16 protein-coding genes are annotated in these 21,206 nt (G+C 53.5%); 11 read left to right on the top strand and 5 right to left on the bottom strand.

What is annotated here, in order from left to right; genetic code table 11:
• The first annotated feature begins 793 nt into the window (after positions 1-793).
• The 6 genes from PHC90_11250 (at position 794) to PHC90_11225 (ending at position 10,875) form a co-directional block, all read left to right on the top strand.
• Positions 794-1,903, top strand: coding sequence for a hypothetical protein (locus PHC90_11250; GenBank protein MDD3846921.1), 1,110 nt, complete (start codon positions 794-796; stop codon positions 1,901-1,903).
• A gap of 703 nt (positions 1,904-2,606) precedes the next feature.
• Positions 2,607-5,291 carry a formate dehydrogenase subunit alpha gene (gene fdhF / locus PHC90_11245; GenBank protein MDD3846920.1) on the top strand — a complete coding sequence of 895 codons (2,685 nt, stop codon included), beginning with the start codon at positions 2,607-2,609 and terminating at the stop codon, positions 5,289-5,291.
• Positions 5,292-5,431: 140 nt separating this feature from the next.
• Positions 5,432-8,560 carry a CoB--CoM heterodisulfide reductase iron-sulfur subunit A family protein gene (locus PHC90_11240; protein MDD3846919.1) on the top strand — a complete coding sequence of 1,043 codons (3,129 nt, stop codon included), beginning with the start codon at positions 5,432-5,434 and terminating at the stop codon, positions 8,558-8,560.
• 57 nt (positions 8,561-8,617) lie between these two features.
• On the top strand, positions 8,618-9,451 hold the full coding sequence (locus tag PHC90_11235) for a hydrogenase iron-sulfur subunit (protein ID MDD3846918.1): 834 nt from the start codon (positions 8,618-8,620) through the stop codon (positions 9,449-9,451).
• A gap of 87 nt (positions 9,452-9,538) precedes the next feature.
• Positions 9,539-10,567, top strand: coding sequence for a selenide, water dikinase SelD (gene selD / locus PHC90_11230; GenBank protein ID MDD3846917.1), 1,029 nt, complete (start codon positions 9,539-9,541; stop codon positions 10,565-10,567).
• Between the two features lie 14 nt (positions 10,568-10,581).
• A complete protein-coding gene (locus PHC90_11225) occupies positions 10,582-10,875 on the top strand; it encodes a hypothetical protein (GenBank protein MDD3846916.1) in 294 nt (97 codons plus the stop codon).
• A gap of 170 nt (positions 10,876-11,045) precedes the next feature.
• On the opposite strand, the gene PHC90_11220 is transcribed toward PHC90_11225, so the two are convergent.
• Positions 11,046-11,531, bottom strand: a complete 486-nt coding sequence (locus PHC90_11220; protein ID MDD3846915.1) for a nuclear transport factor 2 family protein — start codon at positions 11,529-11,531, stop codon at positions 11,046-11,048.
• 243 nt (positions 11,532-11,774) lie between these two features.
• Here PHC90_11220 and PHC90_11215 point away from each other — a divergent pair, with 243 nt between their 5' ends.
• The 4 genes from PHC90_11215 to PHC90_11200 all read left to right on the top strand — a co-directional run bounded on the left by PHC90_11215 (position 11,775) and on the right by PHC90_11200 (position 14,932).
• Positions 11,775-12,503, top strand: coding sequence for a hypothetical protein (locus PHC90_11215; protein ID MDD3846914.1), 729 nt, complete (start codon positions 11,775-11,777; stop codon positions 12,501-12,503).
• Between the two features lie 286 nt (positions 12,504-12,789).
• Entirely contained in the window at positions 12,790-13,137 is a 348-nt protein-coding gene (locus PHC90_11210; GenBank protein MDD3846913.1) for a hypothetical protein, read from the top strand.
• A gap of 260 nt (positions 13,138-13,397) precedes the next feature.
• Positions 13,398-14,264, top strand: a complete 867-nt coding sequence (locus PHC90_11205; protein MDD3846912.1) for a hypothetical protein — start codon at positions 13,398-13,400, stop codon at positions 14,262-14,264.
• 362 nt (positions 14,265-14,626) lie between these two features.
• The gene (locus tag PHC90_11200) at positions 14,627-14,932 is read left to right on the top strand and encodes a hypothetical protein (GenBank protein ID MDD3846911.1); all 306 of its coding nucleotides are present in this window, start codon (positions 14,627-14,629) and stop codon (positions 14,930-14,932) included.
• A gap of 328 nt (positions 14,933-15,260) precedes the next feature.
• Here PHC90_11200 and PHC90_11195 read toward each other — a convergent pair whose 3' ends face one another.
• The 3 genes from PHC90_11195 to PHC90_11185 all read right to left on the bottom strand — a co-directional run bounded on the left by PHC90_11195 (position 15,261) and on the right by PHC90_11185 (position 18,137).
• The gene (locus PHC90_11195; protein ID MDD3846910.1) at positions 15,261-16,211 is read right to left on the bottom strand and encodes a hypothetical protein; all 951 of its coding nucleotides are present in this window, start codon (positions 16,209-16,211) and stop codon (positions 15,261-15,263) included.
• 525 nt (positions 16,212-16,736) lie between these two features.
• Positions 16,737-17,591 (bottom strand): OmpA family protein, encoded by an 855-nt coding sequence (locus PHC90_11190; protein MDD3846909.1) that lies wholly within the window; start codon positions 17,589-17,591, stop codon positions 16,737-16,739.
• 39 nt (positions 17,592-17,630) lie between these two features.
• Complete coding sequence (locus PHC90_11185) at positions 17,631-18,137, bottom strand: DUF3617 family protein (protein MDD3846908.1); 507 nt, start codon at positions 18,135-18,137, stop codon at positions 17,631-17,633.
• Between the two features lie 643 nt (positions 18,138-18,780).
• On the opposite strand from PHC90_11185, the gene PHC90_11180 reads away from it, so the two are divergent.
• Positions 18,781-19,629, top strand: coding sequence for an ankyrin repeat domain-containing protein (locus tag PHC90_11180; GenBank protein MDD3846907.1), 849 nt, complete (start codon positions 18,781-18,783; stop codon positions 19,627-19,629).
• Positions 19,630-19,968: 339 nt separating this feature from the next.
• On the opposite strand, the gene PHC90_11175 is transcribed toward PHC90_11180, so the two are convergent.
• Positions 19,969-21,177 (bottom strand): IS256 family transposase, encoded by a 1,209-nt coding sequence (locus PHC90_11175; protein MDD3846906.1) that lies wholly within the window; start codon positions 21,175-21,177, stop codon positions 19,969-19,971.
• Positions 21,178-21,206: the final 29 nt, after the last annotated feature.

The raw sequence follows: 21,206 nt of genomic DNA, 5'->3' as shown, positions 1-21,206 counted from the left end.
GCAATGAACAACATCATGGGTCTTCGTGACAGAATCTTCCCATACCTGCTCCAAAAAGGGAACTCCTATTCCGACCCTGCCTCAGGCAAAAAAAGGGGGGGATAGTCAGGAACGGTCTTATTTACAATTTCTTCGCCGCGTAGTATTGTAAACATCGGCGTTGGGAGATCAATCACAGGGGGATTTGATGCGGCTTTTGATGTCTTTTATTGTCTTCGTTTTCGCTTCTTTTATCGCAATTGGAACGATGCAGCCCTGTGTTGCAGCCGAATTAATGATCGAGCCATGCTATGCGAAAAAGATGATGAAGCAGTATGCGGTTCCACCGGAAACAGAGATCATTGACCTTTTCGGGCATGTCTTTCAGATGAAGGATTCCTGTGTTCCTTTACGCGTTAGACTGACATGGCAGGAACACTTTCAAAACATGAGCGACAATTTTTATGAGTTCAAATATCAACAGACCTACCTGGGTGAGCTGTGGCATAAAACGGATAAGAAAATACTCGCGCTTCACGGGTCGGCTCAGGTATTCAAAGGCGAAGATGTGCTGAGATTGATCAAGGGTTTTGGAAGAAGTTGCCAGAATCCCCGGGGGGGAACGTGTAGAAAATGGATCGATTATTCATTTCACGATCTTTCTGCGAAAAACCTTATGGGAGCCAATTTTGGCACCATTCAGTTTCATACTCCCTATGTCAGCGAAGATCCCTTTTACGTCACGGGTGCCAAGCTCGTTTTCGGGAAAGGAACGAATGAATGGAATATCGGCCCCCTTCTTTTGAATAACGAAATGCTGGCATCCATAGATTATGACCGTGTCATCGAAGCCATACAAAAAAAGGAAAAGTTCAAAACAACGGTTGTCTATAATGGAGATAACGATAGAGACGAAGAACAAAGTTATAAGCACGGGAATATAGGGATCGAATTTGATTTCTTTCCCGCCTGCGATATGAAGTTGAACGTGGCGAGCCCTGAATTCAACCACAAGTTTCTTTTTGATTCAGATACCAGGAGTGTTCAAATTCAGGCTCGCGTAAATGATGATTTCCCTGAAAAGTACGCCAAGGATCTGGCTTGGTCGGTTCCGGAAAAGACAGGCTCTTCGGTCCGGTTTATACCGGAGGATAGAAAAGGTCGCCAGATCACGATAATCTACGAGGGGCTTCCTGAGTACAACAAGGACCTCGGCAACACGGTGATAACGGTGGAAGGCGACGCCGGTACAATTTGCGGAAAGCTTACAGCCCGGCAGAACGTCCAGCTTTTCTTTGAAAGAGATAAACCGAGCAGCTTTAATCCCGACCAGCCCAATTGGTTCCACTACTGGATGCAGACTGCGGCGGGCCAGGGGCAGAAGGTCGGGAAAGATGTTTTTTATCGAGGGAATACGGATGGTTGCGTGGTGGAAAAGAAGTGTTACGGCTACTATGATCAAAAGATGGATGACGATGGCAGATTTCATGGCGACTCTCATGTGAATATATGTAACCTGATCACAAATTTGAACTCAGACATGGAATACGGCTTCGTTCTTGGTCCTCCGAAGTCGGTCTCTGGAATTGATGCGTTCGCAATCGTCCTTCTCCATGAGCTCTCTCACAGAAAGCACTGGAGAGAGTGGTGGAACCCGAGGGGGGGACGACCAATAGCAGGACAATATACCAATGAAAGCGGTCAGGTGATCTATGTCGATAAGGACCAGGACTATATCCCTGATGAACTGGAGGCCGCTCTCGGCTATGACAAGACCAAGTATTCAACTTTTCCACCGTGGATCGATACCATGTTTGATGAGCACCATCTGACTCACAAGACATCCGAAGAGGGGTGGGCCGCTGGTTCGGCCGATCATGAAGACTGGGCTTATCCCGGAAAACAATGGCCCGGGAGCCACTAACCTCCTTGGGCAGCTGGCAGCCAGGGGACATCCCGTGTTCCTCTAGGCCCTCCTTCTTCTCATGACCATGCCTCACGTATCGTACAACTTCCAGAGTCAGGTTCTCAATCAGCGGTCATGTATTCGCTGAAGGCGATGCGAGTGCGGCCATCTTTCACTGCGTTTCCCTGTCCTCTCAGCGAACTTGAGCCATGCGGGCGTGATACAATCTTTTTGCATTCCCCCCCGACCCCTGGTCAACCTCGAAATAAAGCACGAAGGAATGCACTTATGTTTGACTTCCGGCGGGGGATTAAGTTAGATTGACTATTAGTCAAAAAGGTTAAAGGAATATGTACAGGATAGCATATATACTTCCACAATCAGGCTGAGGAACATACCGGGAGCCCGGGTGGCTTTCCGTTGTGACCGAGTTCGCAGTTTCTCCGCCTTAGCCTCACACTCATTGCCTCTCCCGGGGTCCGGCGCAGAAATCTGCGGCCGGATCTTTTGTTTCAGGGGAGGTCTCCACGCCAAGCCGCCCACCAGCGTGGCCGGATTTGGGTCTTGATCTCAATGTCCATGATGCTCTTTCTGCCATCCCGGGCTGCGCCCGAGAGAACATGTTTCATCATTCCGGGAACACCGGGCCGGCCGAGAGAATGCGGCACTTCACGCTCGTGATGAACTGAGCACTCGTACTGAGATGAAGGAGGGATTATTGATGGAGATTACGGTCAACGGGAAGGTTTGTGAAGGCGATGAAGGTCAGACGATCCTTGATGTAGCCAGAGCCAACGGGTTCAAGATTCCGACCCTGTGTCACCTGGCGGGTCTCGCCCCGACCGGAGCCTGCAGGATCTGCGTGGTGGAGGTCGAGGGTCAGAGAAACCTGTTAGCGGCCTGCTCGACCCCGGTAATCCGGGGCATGGTGGTACGGACCGACAGCGTGCGGGTCTTGAACGCCCGCCGTTTCATTGTTGAGCTCCTGGTATCGTGCCATCCGCTGGACTGCATGACCTGCGAAAAGATGGGCAACTGCGACCTCCAGGACCTGGCTTACGAGCTGAAGGTTACCTCGCCCCGGACGGAAGGGGAAAGGTACGACCATCCCATCGACTTCTCCAACCCTTTCATAGTGCGTGACTACAACAAGTGTATCCTGTGCCTGAGATGCGTCCGTGTCTGCAAGGAATTCCAGGGGATAGAGGCTATCAAGACCATCAACCGGGGGTTCGACACCAAAATAGCCACCGCCTACGACACACCCCTGCAGGACAGCAATTGCGTCTTCTGCGGACAATGCGTGCAGGTGTGCCCCGTGGGGGCCTTGACAGAAAAAAAGGCGATCGGCCTGGGACGCACCTACGAGACAAAACAGGTCCGCACAACCTGCCCGTACTGTGGTGTCGGCTGCCAGCTCAACCTTCATGTCAAGGGGGAGCGGATAGTGAGGGTGACCGGTGTCGAGGACGGCCTGCCGAACCAGGGCCGCCTCTGCGTCAAGGGCCGTTTCGGCTATGATTTCATCTACTCTGAAGACAGGCTCACCACGCCGCTCATCCGCGAGGAGGACGGGCAATTCCGGGAGGCTTCCTGGGACGAAGCGCTTGATCTTGTTGCGGGCAAGTTCAAAGAGATAATAAAGAAATCCGGTCCCGATGCCGTCGCGGGTATCAGTTGCGCGCGGAGCATCAACGAAGATTCCTACAATATGCAAAAACTGTTCAGGGCTGTCTTCCAGACAAACAACATCGACCATTGCGCCCGGGTCTGTCACGCGCCAACGGTTGCCGGACTTGCCGCGTCCTTCGGGTCGGGGGCCGGCACCAACTCCATCATCGAGTACAAGAACGCGAAGATGCTCTTCCTCATCGGAACGAACATGACGGAGGCCCATCCCGTTGCATCCTATTATGTGAAGGAAGCGATCTCAAAGGGCGCGAAACTCATCGTTGCCGATCCGCGCAGACATGAGCTCGCCAAACGTGCCGACATATTCGCGCAGATCAAGGTCGGTTCCGACGTGGCCTTTTTGAACGGCATTATGAACGTGCTTATCAACGAAAACCTGTATGACAGGAAGTTCGTGGAAGACCATTGCACAGGGTTTGAAGAACTCAAGAAGACCGTCATGGACTACCCTCCGGAGAAAGCGGCCGAGATATCCGGGGTACCCGCGGAAACGATAGTGCGGATCGCCCGGGAGATGGCCGCCATAAGGCCGTCGATGCTGATCTACACGCTGGGGATAACGGAGCACTCCTGCGGTACGAACAACGTGATGAGCTGCGCGAACCTCCAGATGCTGCTCGGGAACATGGGAGTCGAATTCGGCGGCGTGAACCCGCTCCGCGGACAGAACAACGTGCAGGGTGCCTGCGACATGGGCGCACTGCCGAATGTTTTTCCCGGCTACCAAAGTGTGGCCGTACCGGAGAACAGGGAGAAGTTCATGAAAGCCTGGGGTGTTGCAGGCCTTCCCGATAAACCGGGGCTGGTGATACCTGCCATGATGGAGGGGTTGCTCACGAAGAAGATACGGGCGCTGTGGGTATTCGGGGAAAACCTGGCCAATGCCGAGCCGAATATCACCCACGCCGAAAAGTGCCTGGGGTCTGCGGAGTTTCTCGTCGTCCAGGACATCTTTCCCAACGAGACGACCAGATTTGCCAATGTCATCCTGCCTTCCGCTTCCTGGTGCGAGGACGAGGGAACATTCACAAGTCTGGAAAGGCGGGTAAGTATGGTCAGGACGATCAAGGGCCCTCCCGGCGTCGCGAGGCCGAACTGGTGGATATTCAAGGAAACGGCGAGGAAGATGGGGCATGACTGGGCGTCCAATAGCGGGCGGGAGATCTGCGACAACGAACTGGCCGTCCTGTGCCCGATGTTCGCCGGCATCAGGTTCTCCCGGATTGAAAAGGACGGACTGCAGTGGCCATGCCCCAACGAGGACCATCCCGGTACCACGATCGTTCACAGGGACGGGCAGTTCACGCATGGGAAAGGAATCCTCAAAGGCATCGAATGGACCCCCCCGGAAGAGGTCCCCGACGGGGATTACCCCTTTGTCCTGAGTACCGGCAGAAGGCTTTCCCAGTACCACACGAGGACCCAGACCGGGCGAAGCGGCATGGATTTCATCTACAGCCGGGAAACCGCCGATATATCCATCGATGACGCAAAAGAAAAGGGGATATCAGACGGAGACATGGTTGTCGTGGAATCGAGGCGCGGAAAAGTGACCGTGCCGGCCCGCGTCACGGACACGATCCCGAGAGGCATGGTATGGATGACGTTCCATTACCGCGACGGCAACTGCAACTGGCTTACCAACAACGCCTATGACGTTGTGACAAAGACACCTGAGTACAAGGCCTGCGCGGTGAATGTCCAGAAAGCGTAACGAAGGAATTGAACATCTGTTCATTCTCCTTTTGGGATCCGATACGGAGGCATGTGAACCAGGTCCTTTTTTTGGAACATAACCCGAATCTTTCGGGCACAAAATAATCAGGTGAGGTGACAGAAGTGGAAAAAGAGCTTATCGAAAGGGAACAGGCCGAGAGTCATCTTCGCAAGGATCTACCGCAGGGCAATTTTGGTGACGTCATGATCGTCGGAGGCGGCATCAGCGGCATACAGGCCGCGCTCGACCTCGGCACCGCGGGATTCAAGGTCTACTTTGTGGAAAAATCGCCGACCGTCGGCGGCAAGATGGCGCATCTCGACAAGACATTTCCCACCAACGACTGTTCCATGTGCATCGAATCCCCCAAGTTCGTCGAGTGCAAGAGGCACCCCAACATAGAGATGCTTACCTACTCCGAGGTGGAGAAGGTCGAGGGGGAGGCGGGGGATTTCACGGTAACCGTCGTCAGGAAACCGAGGTACGTGGACGAGACCAAGTGCACCGGCTGCACTGTATGCGTGGAATACTGCCCCGTCAAGTATCCCGACCAGTTCAACCAGGGCATCTCGAACAACAAGGCCATCCACATCTACTTCGCGCAGGCAATCCCTCTCGTGACCTACGTGGACGAGAGTTGCCTCTATCTCAAGGAGGGGAAGTGCCGTATCTGCGAAGCGGCCTGCAAGACGAATGCGATAAACTTCGACCAGAAACCGGAAAGGATGGCAATAAAGGTGGGAGCCATCATACTCTCGCCCGGCATCGAGCCCTTCGACGCCCGCCTGAGGGAAGAATACCACTACGGCGATTTCGTGAACGTCGTCAACGCCCTCGACTACGAAAGGCTCCTGTGCGCCACGGGGCCCTATGAAGGCGAGATACTGCGGGTCTCCGACAAAAGACACCCCCACAATATAGCCTGGATACACTGCGTAGGCTCGCGGCAGGTCACCGAGGGCGGAAACAGCTACTGCTCGGCGGTGTGCTGCACCTACACCCAGAAGCAGGTGATCCTCACGAAGGACCATGACGACGGCGCCAGGTGTACCATATTCCACAACGACATCCGTTCCTACGGGAAGGACTTCGAGCGGTTCTACCAGAGAACGGAGAACCTCCCCGGCATCCGGTTCATCAGGAGCTACGTGTCCATAGAGCGGGAAGACCCGGTGACGAAGAACGTAACCGTGCGGTATTCCACTCCCGACGACGGGGTGAAGGAAGAGGAATTCGACATGGTGGTGCTCTCCGTCGGCCTCGCTCCGCCTGCCAACCTGAAAGGCATCGCGGACGCCTTCGGCATCGAGCTCAATTCCCATGGATTCTGCAAAGTAAACCCTGCCAATCCACTCCTGACAACCCGCCCGGGAATATTCGTCAGCGGCGCCTTCCAGGGGCCCATGGACATACCCGAATCGGTCCTGAGCGCCAGCGGCGCCGGGTCCATGTGCGGAGAGATCCTCTCTTACAGGCGGGGTAATCTCTCGAAGGAGAGGGTCTATCCCGAGGAGAGGGACGTCTCCGGGGAGGAGCCTAAGATAGGTGTCTACGTGTGCCACTGCGGGGCCAATATCGGAAGGATAGTGAACGTACCCGACACGGTGGCGTATTCCCTTTCGCTGCCCAACGTCGCTCATGCCGAGGAGAGTCTTTTCATCTGTTCCACCGAGGCGGCGGCGATGCTCGCGAAGGATATCAAGGAAAGGGGTCTCAACAGGGTCATCGTCGCCGCCTGCACCCCGAGAACACACGAGCCTCTCTTCAGGGACACCCTGCGCGAGGCGGGGATCAACCAGTACTACTACGACATGGCGAACATCAGGGAACACTGCTCCTGGGTCCACTCCAAGGAAAAGGAGGCGGCCACCCAGAAGGCGAAGGATATCATCAGGATGTCCGTGGCGAGGGCCTGCCACCTTGAGCCCCTCCAGGAGTTTGATCTGCCCGTCGACAAGAGGGCCCTCGTGGTGGGAGGCGGCATCTCCGGGATGACCAGCGCACTGTCCATCGCGAAGCAGGGACACGAGGTCTGGCTGGTGGAAAAGGAAAAGGAACTGGGAGGAATGGTGCGCAAGCTCCACTACACCCTCGAGGGGCTCGACGTCCAGGCCTTCCTCAAAGACCTTGTCGCGAAGGTCTACAGCCATCCCATGATACACGCCTACACCGGTGCCACCATCCCGGAAACCACCGGCTACGTCGGCAACTTCACAACAAAGATAGCGTCACGCCGCGGGACCGTCGAGATAAAGCATGGCGCCACCGTCATCGCGATAGGCGCCGACCTGTACACCCCGACGGAATACCTCTACGGGGAAGATGACCGCGTGATGAACCACCTGGAACTGGAAGAAAGGATCGCCACGGGGGATGAAAAGGTCGTGGGCGCCAAGAGCGCGGTCATGATCCAGTGCGTGGGCTGCAGGAACGAGGAAAGGAACTACTGCAGCAGGATATGCTGCAGCGAGTCCATCAAGAACGCCCTTCTCCTCAAGGAAAGAAGCCCGGGCATGGATGTATGCGTTTTTTTCCGGGATATGCGCACATACGGGTTCAAGGAGGACTACTACCGGGAGGCGGCGGGAAAAGGGGTCAGGTTCATCCGCTACGAGCCGGACAACAAGCCAGTTGTCGAACCCGGCAAAGCAGAGGACGGCCGGGATGTCCTCAAGGTGACGGCCCCGGACTATGTCCTCGGGAAAGCGGTCGAACTCGATGCCGACCTTGTCGTGCTGGCGGCGGCCATCATACCCTCGGCGGCAAGTCAGGAGGTGTCCAGGCTCTTCAAGGTGGCCCTCGGGCCCGACGGTTTCTGCCAGGAGGCCCACGTGAAGTTGCGGCCCGTCGATTTTGCCGCTGAAGGGGTCTATCTCTGCGGCACAGCCCACTACCCAAAGCTTATGTCCGAGGCGATCAGTCAGGCATACGGGGCCGCGGGGCGTGCCCTGACCCTTCTGGCGAACGATACCGTGGTGGCCTCCGGCTCCGTCTGCACCGTCAATGAAAAGCAGTGTATGGGATGCGGGGCCTGCGCCCCGGCCTGCACGTACAACGCCATCGAGCTTCGCGAGACAAAACAGGGAAGGAAGGCCGAGGTGATCCCCGTTCTCTGCAAGGGATGCGGCCTGTGCAACTCGAAATGCCCGACGGGCGCCATTTCGCTCAAGCACTACACCGATGAGGAGATATTCAGCCAGATACTCGCTGGACTCCGCAAGGGCGACATCGTGGAACAGGAAGACAAAGCGGTCGGAAACGCTTAGGAGAACATACAGGCGTACCGCACGGTTAGAGGACAACACGTCAGGGAGGTAAAAAGCATGAGTTCAGAAGGCACGTTCAAACCGAAGATGCTGGGCATCATATGCAACTGGTGCTGTTACGGAGGGGCCGATCTTTGCGGGGTCTCCCGCTTTCAATATCCTACATACATAAGACTGATACGGGTGATGTGCTCCGGAAGGGTCGACCTCAAGCACATACTCCTCGCTTTTGCGAACGGAGTGGACGGGATGTTCGTCGGCGGCTGCCACATCAACGACTGTCACTACAACCCCGAGGGCAATTACGACGCTATGAGCATGGTGAGCCTCTGCAGGAAGCTCCTCGAACACATCGGCATAAACCCGAAGAGATTGCGCCTCGAATGGGTCTCCGCCGGCGAGGGGATCCGTTTCGCCAACATTATGAACGAGTTCGCCCGAGAGATGGAGGAGCTGGGGCCTCTCGGAAAGAGCGAGGGGATAGATAAAACGGAACTCAACGCACGGATCGAGAAGATCGCGAAACTCGTCCCCTACATAAAACTCGACAAGATGAAGAAACTAGCCCTCCACGACATAAACGAGGACTACACAAAGCTTTACACCTCTGAGGAAATAGACGGCCTTATCCGGGAAGCTCCGTCGTACTGGATCGATCCGGACAGGTGCCAGGCGTGCATGACCTGTGCCCGGAGATGCCCTGCGGACGCGATCATCAGCGCGAAGAATCAGGTCCACGTCGTCGACCAGGACAAATGCATACGGTGCGGGACATGCCTCGCGGCCTGTCCGTCCAAATTCGGTGCGGTGACAAAGATCGTCGGCGAACCTGTTCCCCCGCCTCTTCCCGAGGACAAGAGGACCATAGTCAGAAAGGGAACGGAGGGTTAGGGTGAGGAGGGGTTAGGGCCCCCTCCGAGACTTCTTGTCTGCTGGATTCCGCAATAAATTCCTGATTGGAGAACAGAAGGACAGCACATGGAGGAAACACGACTTACAGAACATACGCGTTTCGGCGGATGCGCCGCCAAGGTCGGGCCGTCAGAGCTTGCGCGCATGCTCTGCGGCATCGACATACCGCAGGATGAGAATGTCATCGCCGGCATAGAGGGCTACGAGGACGCCGGAGTGTACCGTATCAGTGAAGATGCCTGCATGGTCCAGACCATAGACTTCTTTACGCCCGTTGTTGATGATCCCTATCATTTCGGACAGATAGCTGCGGCGAACGCCCTGAGTGACATATACGCCATGGGCGGAGTGCCGAAGACAGCCCTTAACATGGTCTGTTTTTCTCCGAAGCGCTTCGGCATGGGTATCCTGAAGGAGATACTTCGCGGGGGCATAGACAAGGTCCGGGAATCCGGGGCGAGCCTCCTCGGCGGGCACAGTGTTGAAGACGAGGAGATCAAGTACGGTCTCTCCGTTACCGGATTTGTGCACCCCGACCGGATCGTGTTCAATAAAGGGGCGCAGCCCGGGGATGTTCTTATTCTCACAAAGCCCCTGGGGACAGGTATCCTGTCGACAGGGATAAGAGGCAAGAGGCTGTCCCCGGAGGGCGGGGAACGTCTGATAAAGACCATGACGGAACTGAACGACAGGGCCGCACAAGCCATGCTATCCGCCGGGGCGAGAGCCGCAACGGATGTCACGGGTTTCGGACTGGCGGGTCATCTGAAGGAAATGATAAAGGAAAGCATTGGTGTCGAGATCTTCGCCGGGAAACTTCCCTTTTTCCCGGAGGTCCCGGGGCTGATCGAAGCGGGGTTTATACCCAGCGGTCTCTACAATAACCGTGACTTCTACGTTCCCCACGTCATTATGGAGCAGTCCGGCTTTACCGGCGACCTGATCTTCGACCCTCAGTCATCGGGCGGGCTCCTCATCGCCCTGGCGGAGGAGTGCTCCGACCGGTTCAGGGCGTCGGCGTTGCAGTCATCGCTGGAGTACTGGGTCATAGGAAGGTTCATAGAGGAACCCAGGGGCAAGATCGTGGCGAGATAGTATCTGGAGGGAACATGTCGCAGGACATCGAGAAAAGAAGGTATTGCTGCACGCCCAGTATGCCCGGCATGCGGGTACTGACCTTTCCCGACGGTTCGAAGACCGGAGTTGTCGGCCTCGAAGATGTGCTGGCCGGCGTTTACTCCGAAGGCAGGCAGGTGAACGCAGAAACTGCCGAGGAGATCGTCAAAAGACTCGCGGTGAAGAACTACATCCCGTCATCGGATCTCGCCCGAAAAGAGTATTCGGAGGTTCTCCTGAAGGAGTACGGGAGGTATTGTCAGTCGTGGCACCAAGGGGACTCTTAAGAAATTAAGTTATCCTTCAAAGACGCTTGAACGGTCTTGATTTCCCTGATTCCTTGAGAACATCCCCGGCCTGCTCTCGTCACTGATGTTTTCATCAGCCTCGCTCTCGTCAAGAAAAGGGGCAGGCATGGGACATCCCATGATCCGCCGGTGGTTCATTGGTCAAGCGGTTACTTCTCGGGCATAGCAGAAGAGTGATGACTGGTAATGAGCCACCGTTCACCATCCCACCGATAGGTGTATGTGTATCGCGCACTGACCCTGGCGCCTGTTTTGTTGAAGGTAAACGTATAGAGACCTGCGTCTACAGCAGAGTTGCAGCCTATATCTATCATTCTAAAATTAATTTCTCCTGATGGGCCGTTCTCAAGAAAGTGGTGGAAATAATCTACTTTTTCGGCTGCCGTCAGGCGTGGCTTATTTGAGACCGTTGGCAAAAGAATTGATCGCTCGGCATAGTTGGCGACGACTTTATGCGCATCACCCGTTTGCAGCGACTGATTCCATCTATCGAAGAGCGAGGCGATCTCCTTTTCCGTCGCCGCCTTGCAGGTTTCGGTGCGAACCGGCGACTGACCAGTTTTGACTGTATCCGCAGCACAACCAGCGACGACCACCATAAAGATCAAAAATAGCGCGGAAGACATAGTTTTCATACATCACCCTCCTTGATAAACAGGCATAAAAGTCTCTCTATGGCAGGCACGTAGAAATGTCAAGGGATGTCCCCTGAGTTGCCAAAAACTCCTTGCAACCATCTATATTAGAAGTTACGCTTCTGCTGTGTATACTTACATCGGAGGAAGCGCCGAGCCCGTCTCACAAGGGGAAGGAGGAATAGGTGTCTGCGGGGTCCTGGACCTTGTGCGTCACCTGAGAGGTGACGTGAAGGTGACCCCGTGAAATTCTCTATCCGCAGAAGTGTACATTTCGACAGCTTCGACAAATGGCTCTCGGGCCTCGAGGGAATACCTATCGAGCTTGCTGTCCCCCACGACATGCAGGAATTCTGGTCCGTTATCGGCAGTCTCCGTGAGCTGGCGGCATTCGTGCGCGACAAGGGCCTTCTCGTCAATTCAGTACATGCGCCCCATGGACGCCTTGCCGGCAACGCCTTCATGGCCTGGGCGGCCCAGGTGACGAAGCTCGCCGATAGGGTCGGTGCCCGGTTCACCGTATTCCATCCCGAGGATCGCATCGTGAGGGCAAGAAAGCCCCGGCTTCAGGCGACAGCCCTGGTCAACATAAAGGCCCTCCAAACCAGAAGCCGGGCCTGGGTCGCGATTGAAACCTTCAAGAACAAAAGTCGGATGTTCACCCCCATGGAAATAATTGAGCATGGTCTCCCTATGGTCCTCAACACAAGCCACCTGAGCGAGCAGGACGCCCTCGAGCTGATAGCGCAGTATTCCGGCAACATCGTGAGCGTGCATTTGCCAGAGAACCGGATAGATCCCGCGTATGGCGAGAAGGCCTTGAGCAATCCGCCGGTGGAGTCATACGGCATCGAGATCCTGAAGGTGCTGCAGGATAAGGGCTGGGATGGAACGGTGACTCTGGAATATCTCCCGGATTATCACGACAGGCTCATCCCCGACCGCCAGCGGCTGCAGGAGCTGTTCGGATAGGAACGGCGGCTCTGGCCGATCTTCATTTCAGTCCTGAATGCAATGCGAGGCTCACATGCCGCCTTGCACGGAACATCCCGGGATCACGCTGCCGGATGACCACTCCATGGCCCGCCCCCTTCGTGTAGAATGTCCCGAGGCAGCCAGGGGACATTCTTTCTCTATCCGCCCTCTTCACTCAGTCTTTGACTCCGGGTATTCTTCCGGTGAATACCGTTCGATTGACAAAAACTGCGGACGGGAATAACCTTTAAGGTAGATCATGCGCTGGACTGCCGGGGAGAACATGGAGAACAGGATCATCGCAGTGCGAACCGTCGGGGTGGCAGCGGCAACCATGCTCATTGCTGTTTTCGTGCACGTATATGGCGTTATGCAAGCCAACTGGCTGCAATACGGGTTAAGGACCAGCTTAGTATCCCTGCCTTCTCCAACCGTCTTCTTCCATCGCTATTCGTTCCTGGGTTATGTATTACCGCTGGCGGCGTTCCTGAGTATTCTGATGAGGAAGAATGCGCAGGAACATGCTGATACATTTTTGTGGCTTGTGGGCATTGTGGCTTTGGCGTGGCTGTTTGCCTCCATTCTTTCCTGGCAGCTTCCACTCTACTATCCTGTAGCAGTTATCAGGTAAACGAATAGCGAAAAACACGAACGATGCACCTGACGGACTCCAACCGCCGGCGGCAGCCGTTTGATGTCCTGCGTGACTGCCGGAACAATGATGATTACCTTTGCTCTGAACAATCCTCATCTTTTCATTCCATTTTCTTCGATCATTGCGTACAATCTTCAAGGTCTGCGTCTCTTCAAGGATGACAGACGGCGCGTATTTTACAAGGAGAAACGAAAGCGTTTCTCTGTTACGCCCATTTCCCGCCGAGGAGAAAGAATATGCCAGGATACCTTCAAGGAAAACGTGGATACATGATCATGATACAGGGAATGGCGGTTATAGCATTCTTCTTGCTCAGCCCGCTGTTTCTTTCCGCCGCTGATACGGGTATCACGATCCAGACGACACTATCGACTTCCTATCCAAAGACATCTCCTTTGAGCAAAGAGGTGCTGAGTCAGCTTAAAGCCCAGGAGGATTCCGATAATGCGGCTCTTATACGCAAGGTCCTGGGGCAGCTTCGCGATGGGGACGTTCTGGTGCTTTCCGTCCATTCGAATCCGAATATTTTCGGCCTGGGCAAGATGAAAGTGCCCTGGTCGAAGTTCTGGGCCACCTTCGGCATAGTCAGGCCGCCGCGGCTGGCAAGTGTTATCATAGCGGGCTGCATGTCCGTTGAAGGCGGTGATGGATACATACATGCCACTCAGAGCGACATAGAGAGGCTCCGATCCATCTTCAACGCGAAAACGCTTTTTGCACCAGGCTCTGAAATTAATCCGCTCATTGCAGCAAAGGACACAAAGGGACTTGTAGGTTCCCTTTTTGCGGGCAAAAGACTCGCCGACATCAAACTCCAGGATCGCTGGTACTATGCGGCTGATCCGGCGGTCGATAAGAACAGGGTAACGCTGAAAGACCTCAGGGGCGGCGATGACAAGGAGATCAAGGATTGTCTGTGCGGGTGCCTTGAACCAAAGGGGGGAAGGTTTCAGTGCCGGTACGATCTACACAACAAGGGGAACTCTCCTTCCTGCCGCAATCTCACCAACGGACCCTGTCTCTGCCAGGCAGCCGGATGTTTCAGAAAGAAACCACCCGCAAGCGGTGAATGTTACGATAATTGTATGAAACGGTACAGGTAGGTTGAAACAGGCAGCCAGGGGACGTCCATGCGTTCATTACGGGATGCGGAATGGCATCGGCGAAAGACAGTGGAAGGATTTCAAAGATGCGACGATAATTTTCGGCGCCCTTGTAGAACAGCTCGTATTCTGCAACAATAATACAAGGAGCAGGGTTTGGATACCCGCTTAAAGACTTTTGCAGCTCTATCCTTATGGAGGGGACTACGTCTTATTCAGACAGGAACGTGTTTATTTTTGCATCTATTTTTGGTGTGGTTTTTTCACCACCACTTTGAAGACCGGTTTGAGCTATTCAGGGAAGGACAAATATGATAGACCTGTGTGCGCCAGTTTCCCGATAGACGAAAGGAGGCATCACATTGAACGATATCATAGGAATTGTTTGGTTTAAGGATGAGCCTGCTTACCGCGGGGCGCTTGCGATTTTTACCGACTCAAAAAATATGCCCGCAACTTTTGAAGACTGGACAACCCTTGTCAAAAGGGAGCTCGAAGAGATCAAGCGCACTGGTAATATAGCTATTCGCGCAGACTTCGATCCGGAAACATTTATCGATTGGTGCAGATCGCGTGGATTTCAAGCCAATTCCCAGGCGAGAGAGGCCTTCGCCGAGCATATCGTGCTCGAATATCAGAAGACCGGCAAAGGGATGGTCATCGAATAGCTCATAGACCGACGTAACGACAACGTTGTTATTTCTTGTGATGATACCCGGTCTGCTCGTGTCCTGCGCCGGTGAAGGCTCTTATGGTCCGCACGATCCGGATGGATGGGGGGCATGATGCATTACGGATTTGGGTTCGGAGGGATATTAATGTCGATAATATTCCTGATCACAAAAGAAGAGTATGAGAGAATGAAGAAAGACCTTGAAGGGTAGACCATGATCACTTTCAAGGCAATTCAGGAAAAGATCGGCACAAAGACCCCCGTCTGTAACATGACGATATCGAGGCGATGCATATCTGCTTGAAAGCCTCGATGACGTTGTTTTAGCACCCCATGTCCGCCAGATCTTTATAACGTTTTTCCAGCTGTTTGCGAAGTCCGTTCAGTTCATATTCCGCAAATTCATCGAGGGTTTCCGGATATCCCTTGTTCACAAAATCACTGACGTGGGCTTTCTCGTGTTCCAAACAGCCATCGAACTTGCTTGCGCCTGCCCTCCCCCCGTGTTTGCTCTGCCAGCCCTCTCTGACTGCTGCTTCGGCTGCGCCATCGTGCGCTATCTCTTTGCCGGTTGAGTCATATTCGTAAAGATGAACCGATTGGCCGTTGATCGCAACATCTATGGTAGGATTATTCTCTCCCGGCCCGCAATTGCCGGTACAATGTGGATCAGTTTCCATAAGCGATACCGTCTCCTCAGGTTTTCCCGTGGACGGATTCGGGAACTGTTCACCCATTGTTTTCTCGACCGTTTCTTGATACTTGCCAAAGGCGGTATCTCCATACTTGTTCCTTATTTCATTCCGGAGCGCCCTGTCTTCCCAGACTTTTACGGTCGCTTCGAGCCAGGTAATGTCCTTTCTCATTTCTTCGCAGTCTTTATCCTCTATTTTCGGTGGTGCGTTCGGCGGCACAACGGGCTGTTTTCCGATATACCAGCGCACCGTGTAGGTAACGTTCTTCTTGCCCCCTTCCGGCGGCGTTAACGATTTGTTTCCCGAGGCCTGCCGCACGTCATAGATCCCCATCTTGAAAGAAGGGGGCTCCTTCTTCGCCTCAGCGGACCAGGTACGTGCTCCATCCATGGCACCCGACGGGGGAAGCTTTATCTGCAGGCCGATAGTGACTCCGGGGATCCTTTTTCCGTGCAGTCCCATTCCCGGGCCCCCCGCGGCAAATTCGTAGTAATCGGGGACTGTCATGGATTGCTGCTGCATTTGTGCCGCGAATTGCTTCTGTGCGGGAGTAAGGTTCTTGAGAAACGGTTGGGCCATGGACGATAACAGGTTAATGGAAAGTTTGGTGGATTGCGTTATATCGCCGCCGCCGCTTCTATTGTCTTCAATTGGGGGGTTTGCGCATGACATTTTCCGTTCATGGTAGGAATATTTTGTAACCATGGATTGTGCTTTATATCTCAGCGCGGGGCGGAAGAATTGCCCTTTTTTGGAGACCGTCGGACTATTGGCGTCATCCCGGATCATTGTGCCGGTTATGTAGTAATCCAGGGCCCCTTCAGACCAACTGTAATTACTGTGAGCTCGCGCACAATTTGCAGCTTCCGGCGGTCTGGTGTTCCACTTGACTCTGGCGCTGATATTCACATGCACCGTGTCTGCTCCACAAACCGGGCCTGCCTTCATCCAACAAATAAAGACAAGAAACAGGAGCGCTATTGCCACACCTCGAAGGTTGCACAAAGGTCTTTTTGTATCTCGGAACCCTATTGATTTCATCTCAATTCCCCTTTTTGCACAAATAGTTGATGGTGTTTCGCATTCGGGTGCGACTTTTCATGGCTACCGCTTGACAAGCTCCACGCGCCTGTTCTTGGCCCGGCCATCTTCTGTGGTGTTCGGGGCGACGGGTTTGTCCTGACCGTACCCTTTAGCCACCAGGCGTTCCGGACGGACACCGAACAGTTGGAGATACTGGTTGACGGTTTCAGCTCTTTGCTGTGATAGTTTCACGTTGTATGGCGGCGAGCCCTGGTTGTCGGTGTGCCCCTGAATTTCGAGCTTCAACTGAGGATGCGTCTGCAGCAAGGTCAAAACATGCTGAAGCTGCTTGACGGATTCGGGCTTGAGCGTGGCCTTATCGAGGTCGAAAAGAATTCCGTAGAGGGCAACTTTGCCGTCCTTGTCGAGGGCCGCTTTCATCTCCGCCGGGCCAAAGTTAAGGGATTGTTTGAAGGGCTTTTCGTCGACAATGTACAGATACTGCTGCCCCAGATTGGACACCGGTTGAACTTGAAGCCAGGTCATACCGCCGTCTTCACGCGGGATGGTAAGGACAACCAGACCTCTGTCTTCGCAAACAACCCGTCCGCCTTTTTCTTTTGCGGCAGTTTTGAAGTTTTCAATAAACTCCAGCGTGGAAATGTTTGTGACCCGCTGGCCCGACTTCGTCTGCACCTCGTACAAAAGTTTCCAATATTCACCCTTTACGGTCTTCTTTTCCCGTTTCTTTGTTTTTTCGTTGAAATAATAGAAATCGAAGGCATCGAAGTTGCGATGGTCCGACATGTTGTTTGCCAGAACAGACCCGGGGAAAGGCCGGACCAGGGAATGCTCCTTAACGTCTTTGGCCATAGCCGGAAGAGTGAGAACGATTGGTATCAGCAACGCCGCCAAAACGAGTTTAAAACGATTCATGATCTATCCTCCTGTGTTTAGTGGATTTTGGTCAAGAATTCACCTGAAAATACTTCTGATGCCCTTGCGGACCTCATTGATGGTGTTATACTTAACCTCATCCTTGGCCGCCTTGCCCACGTCCTTGGTATCTTCGGTGATGGTTTCCTCAACTTCGGAGCGTTCCTGCGGTGCCTGGGCAGCAGTCCCGGATGCAGCGGCATTGGATTGACCATCACAGGGGCCAACGCGCCGACCGGACAATATGTTCTTCACCTTTGTTCCGTAGGATACGATCGTCATGTCCATGACACCGTTCATGCTGTTTCCATTGTAGGTGGTCGATCCTGTTCCGTTCATTTTACCGCCCCCCTGCCCGCCACAGGATATTTTCCAGAACACGGTGTTCCCCCTGGTTCTTATGTCTGTGACCTGACATTCCTGGTTGGCATCCCTACTCATGGGAACCAGGTCGTCAGCCGTGATACACTGGTTGTGTGTCATGGATTTCGGCGGCATGCCCGCCATTTCCGTTTTCGTGGTGATCTCCCACTTGCCGGGATTCATGTCCGGGCCGGCAAATGCCGTCCCAAAAGACACAATAAATGAAAATATGAAAATCAAACAGAATACCTTTTTCAGCATTTGTCTTTTACCCCCTTTACGGTTTCTTCCTTTGCAGCGTTGTTGGACAGTATCTGGAGTTTTGTGGACCTTTTAACTGGTGAGGCCTGCCCTTGGTGACAACGACAATCACTATTCTCATTCTGATCCCCGCTGCTTTGATATTCTGGTTCTGCGTGTTCAGTGGCGATGTTTTAGAAATGGCAGGGAGGGGAACTGTCATAACCCCAAAATGTGATCATAGTGCAGTAGATACGGAAGAGTCTTATCTTAGCCCCCCTTGTCAGGACGAAGGAATGCCGGCCAGTATAAAAACATTAAACCTTACCAATTTTCAAATGTCAACGCAGGAAGCTTACGGTTGAGTGGATGGGTGTTGTATGAGAATACCATAGAAGAGAACAGGCTGACCCCCATGTAATTGAATAAAGATGATACTTTAGGGAGAATGGATAGGCGGCACGGGGCGGGGTGCGGTCAAAAGTTTGAGAGGCTAACCCAAAAAGTGGTAAAGTAGACGGGGGCAGGTCATCTTGTTTGCCGCGCCATAGATGACGACCGAAAAGAATATCTGGGGATGTTTTTTATGAGTGTAAAAAGCACATTGGCAAAACTGATCAAAATATTCGGTTTCGTTTATTTTCTTTTAAGTTGCATCATATGTGTTGTGATGTGCGTATTCGCGATACGAGCCATGATGAAAACGGGTATGTCGCCCGGGTTCGTGGTTTTTATCCTGCCGCTTATTGGGATATTTTCAGGGTATTGGATTTGGACGGCCCGATATGGGTGGTGGCGGATGTCAATCATTGCCGTCAGCCTGTTGCTTACGTTGGCGATTGCATTTACAGCGATCTTTATAGCACCTAAGATGGGGAAACACAGTCACAATAAGCTTGAAAGTCATGAAACAGTTAAGACTGTGGATACAGAAGTCCAGACATTATTTTCAGCTTTATATGCAAATAATATGGAGACCGTTCGGCAGCAATTGGAAAAAGGCGTTAATGTCAACGCAAAAAACGATGTCGGCGAAACGCCTTTGCATATTACGCAAAACAAGGCAATCGTAAAGATGCTTCTTTTAAAAGGCGCTGATGTCAATTCGGTCGACGCAAACAACATGACGCCTATTTTTAATAAGGAAGTTGAGATATCAAAGATATTGGTTGAAGCCGGCGCCGACATTCACGTAAAAAGCAAGAAGGGCAATACGCCATTAATCTGGTATTCCTACAGCGGGTATATCGAGGGGATTCAATATCTGGTTTCAATCGGCGCATCTTTGAACACAACAAATTCAGATGGTCATACGGCTTATGACATTGCCGAAACATTTGGTCATCGTAAATTGTTGGCATACTTGAAATCAATTGGCGCGAAGAGCGGAAAGAAAACAAAGGGGGATATCCTTCACGAAAAGGGGCCAACATAATTGACGCTTCAGTCAGAACACCGTACATGTTGCTCATCGCGATCACCGTTCTCGGGCAGGGAGCCACTAACCTCCCTGCGGTCCTTAACGTCAACTTCCGCTTCAGTTTTCAGCAGATTCCCCCCGGACTGTGCCTGAGTTCAGACCAACCCGGGGAACTATATCGGCCCTGAATATGGCGCGACAGAAATAACGGGGGTTAAATCTCACTTCAGGATTCCCGGGTATTCTTCTCCATGATCTCTCTTAGTTTGCCCCAATGAGGTGTAAATAGTTCCTGCGGCATTTCGATAGTGTCAAGAATCTTTCGCACTTTCCATGGCAACCTCATTCATCCGGTTATGCCTTCAGACTTTCAGCGGCCTCTTCTTCCAGCCGGTCCATTTTCAGATATTGATTCATTCCCCATTTCGTTCCTGCAATGTGACGCAATCGGGCAGCCACAAGCATGAGCGCCGATTTGCCATCGGGGAAGGACCCGACGACCCGCGTGCGCCGCCTGATCTCCTTCATGATCCGTTCGAGGGGGTTGTTCGTCCTGATCTTCCTCCAGTGCTCACGGGGGAAGCCGTAATAGCCGAGCGTCTCATGAATCCCCTCATTGACCATGTCCGCCGCTCTGGTAAGCTTCATGTCCTTTAGCTTCTTTGATACCGCTGCCGCTTTCTTCTGTGCCTCTTTCCTGTCCTCCTGGGCATGGATCGCCGTCAGCATGGCGGCGACTTCCTTTATCCTGCCTTTAGGGACCACGGTGAACACGTTCCGGTAGAAGTGGACGATGCACCGCTGCCACAGGGCGTCGGGATAGAACATCCCCAGGCTCTCGACGAGACCGAGACATTTGTCGGATATGAAGAGCTCAACCCCTGTAAGGCCTCTTTCCTTGAGATATCTCAAAAAGGACGTCCAGCTCTCCTTGTCCTCCCGCGCTCCTTCCGCCACGCCCAGGATCTCCCGGTAGCCCTCGTGGTTCACACCGATCGCTACAAGGACCGAAACGCTCCTGACCTCACCTCCCCAGCTGCGCTTTAATGCGATGCCGTCGAGGTACACGTAGGGATGGTCGCCTTCAATGGGCTTTCTTCTCCACTCCTCGATGGTGGCGTATATCTTCGCGTTGAGGTTCGAGACGGTGCCGGGACTCACCCTGCTTCCCCACAGGGCTTCGGTTATGTCCTCGACACGCCGTACTGATACCCCGGCCAGGTACATCTCGACGAGAGCTTCTTCAACGGATGATTCCCTTCTTTTGTATCGCTCGATGATCGCCGTCTCGAAGGGCAGGCTCCTGAGCTTGGGCATCCTAATGTCGACTTCACCGGCTTTTGTCTGGAACGTACGGGTATAGTGGCCTGCCCGTGTATCCTTGCGTCCCTCGGTCCGCTCGTATCTTCGCGCATTGCACAGGCGTGAGGCCTCTTCGTCGAGAAGTGTGTTCAGCGTCTCCTGGACCGTTCCCCTGACGATCTCTCCGAGATGGTCCTTTATCTGGTCCTCATTAATCTGGATTATCGCTCCCCCGCTTGTGGTAGACTGTTCTTGGGCCATGGTCTTTCCTCCTTCCGGTTATTGTTTTG

The organism is Syntrophorhabdaceae bacterium (assembly GCA_028698615.1).
Lineage (GTDB): Bacteria > Desulfobacterota > Syntrophorhabdia > Syntrophorhabdales > Syntrophorhabdaceae > Delta-02.
The sequence above is the reverse complement of the archived record's forward strand: the minus strand, read 5'-3'. Positions and strand labels throughout refer to the sequence as shown.

Coding starts and splice junctions, on each gene's coding strand:
- PHC90_11190 (MDD3846909.1), bottom strand. CDS start 17,591: ATGAATCGTTTTAAACTCGTTTTGGCGGCGTTGCTGATACCAATCGTT.
- selD (MDD3846917.1), top strand. CDS start 9,539: ATGGAGGAAACACGACTTACAGAACATACGCGTTTCGGCGGATGCGCC.
- PHC90_11235 (MDD3846918.1), top strand. CDS start 8,618: ATGAGTTCAGAAGGCACGTTCAAACCGAAGATGCTGGGCATCATATGC.
- PHC90_11225 (MDD3846916.1), top strand. CDS start 10,582: ATGTCGCAGGACATCGAGAAAAGAAGGTATTGCTGCACGCCCAGTATG.
- fdhF (MDD3846920.1), top strand. CDS start 2,607: ATGGAGATTACGGTCAACGGGAAGGTTTGTGAAGGCGATGAAGGTCAG.
- PHC90_11250 (MDD3846921.1), top strand. CDS start 794: ATGCTGGCATCCATAGATTATGACCGTGTCATCGAAGCCATACAAAAA.
- PHC90_11175 (MDD3846906.1), bottom strand. CDS start 21,177: ATGGCCCAAGAACAGTCTACCACAAGCGGGGGAGCGATAATCCAGATT.
- PHC90_11205 (MDD3846912.1), top strand. CDS start 13,398: ATGCCAGGATACCTTCAAGGAAAACGTGGATACATGATCATGATACAG.
- PHC90_11180 (MDD3846907.1), top strand. CDS start 18,781: ATGAGTGTAAAAAGCACATTGGCAAAACTGATCAAAATATTCGGTTTC.
- PHC90_11195 (MDD3846910.1), bottom strand. CDS start 16,211: ATGGCCCAACCGTTTCTCAAGAACCTTACTCCCGCACAGAAGCAATTC.
- PHC90_11210 (MDD3846913.1), top strand. CDS start 12,790: ATGGAGAACAGGATCATCGCAGTGCGAACCGTCGGGGTGGCAGCGGCA.
- PHC90_11185 (MDD3846908.1), bottom strand. CDS start 18,137: ATGAATCCCGGCAAGTGGGAGATCACCACGAAAACGGAAATGGCGGGC.
- PHC90_11220 (MDD3846915.1), bottom strand. CDS start 11,531: ATGAAAACTATGTCTTCCGCGCTATTTTTGATCTTTATGGTGGTCGTC.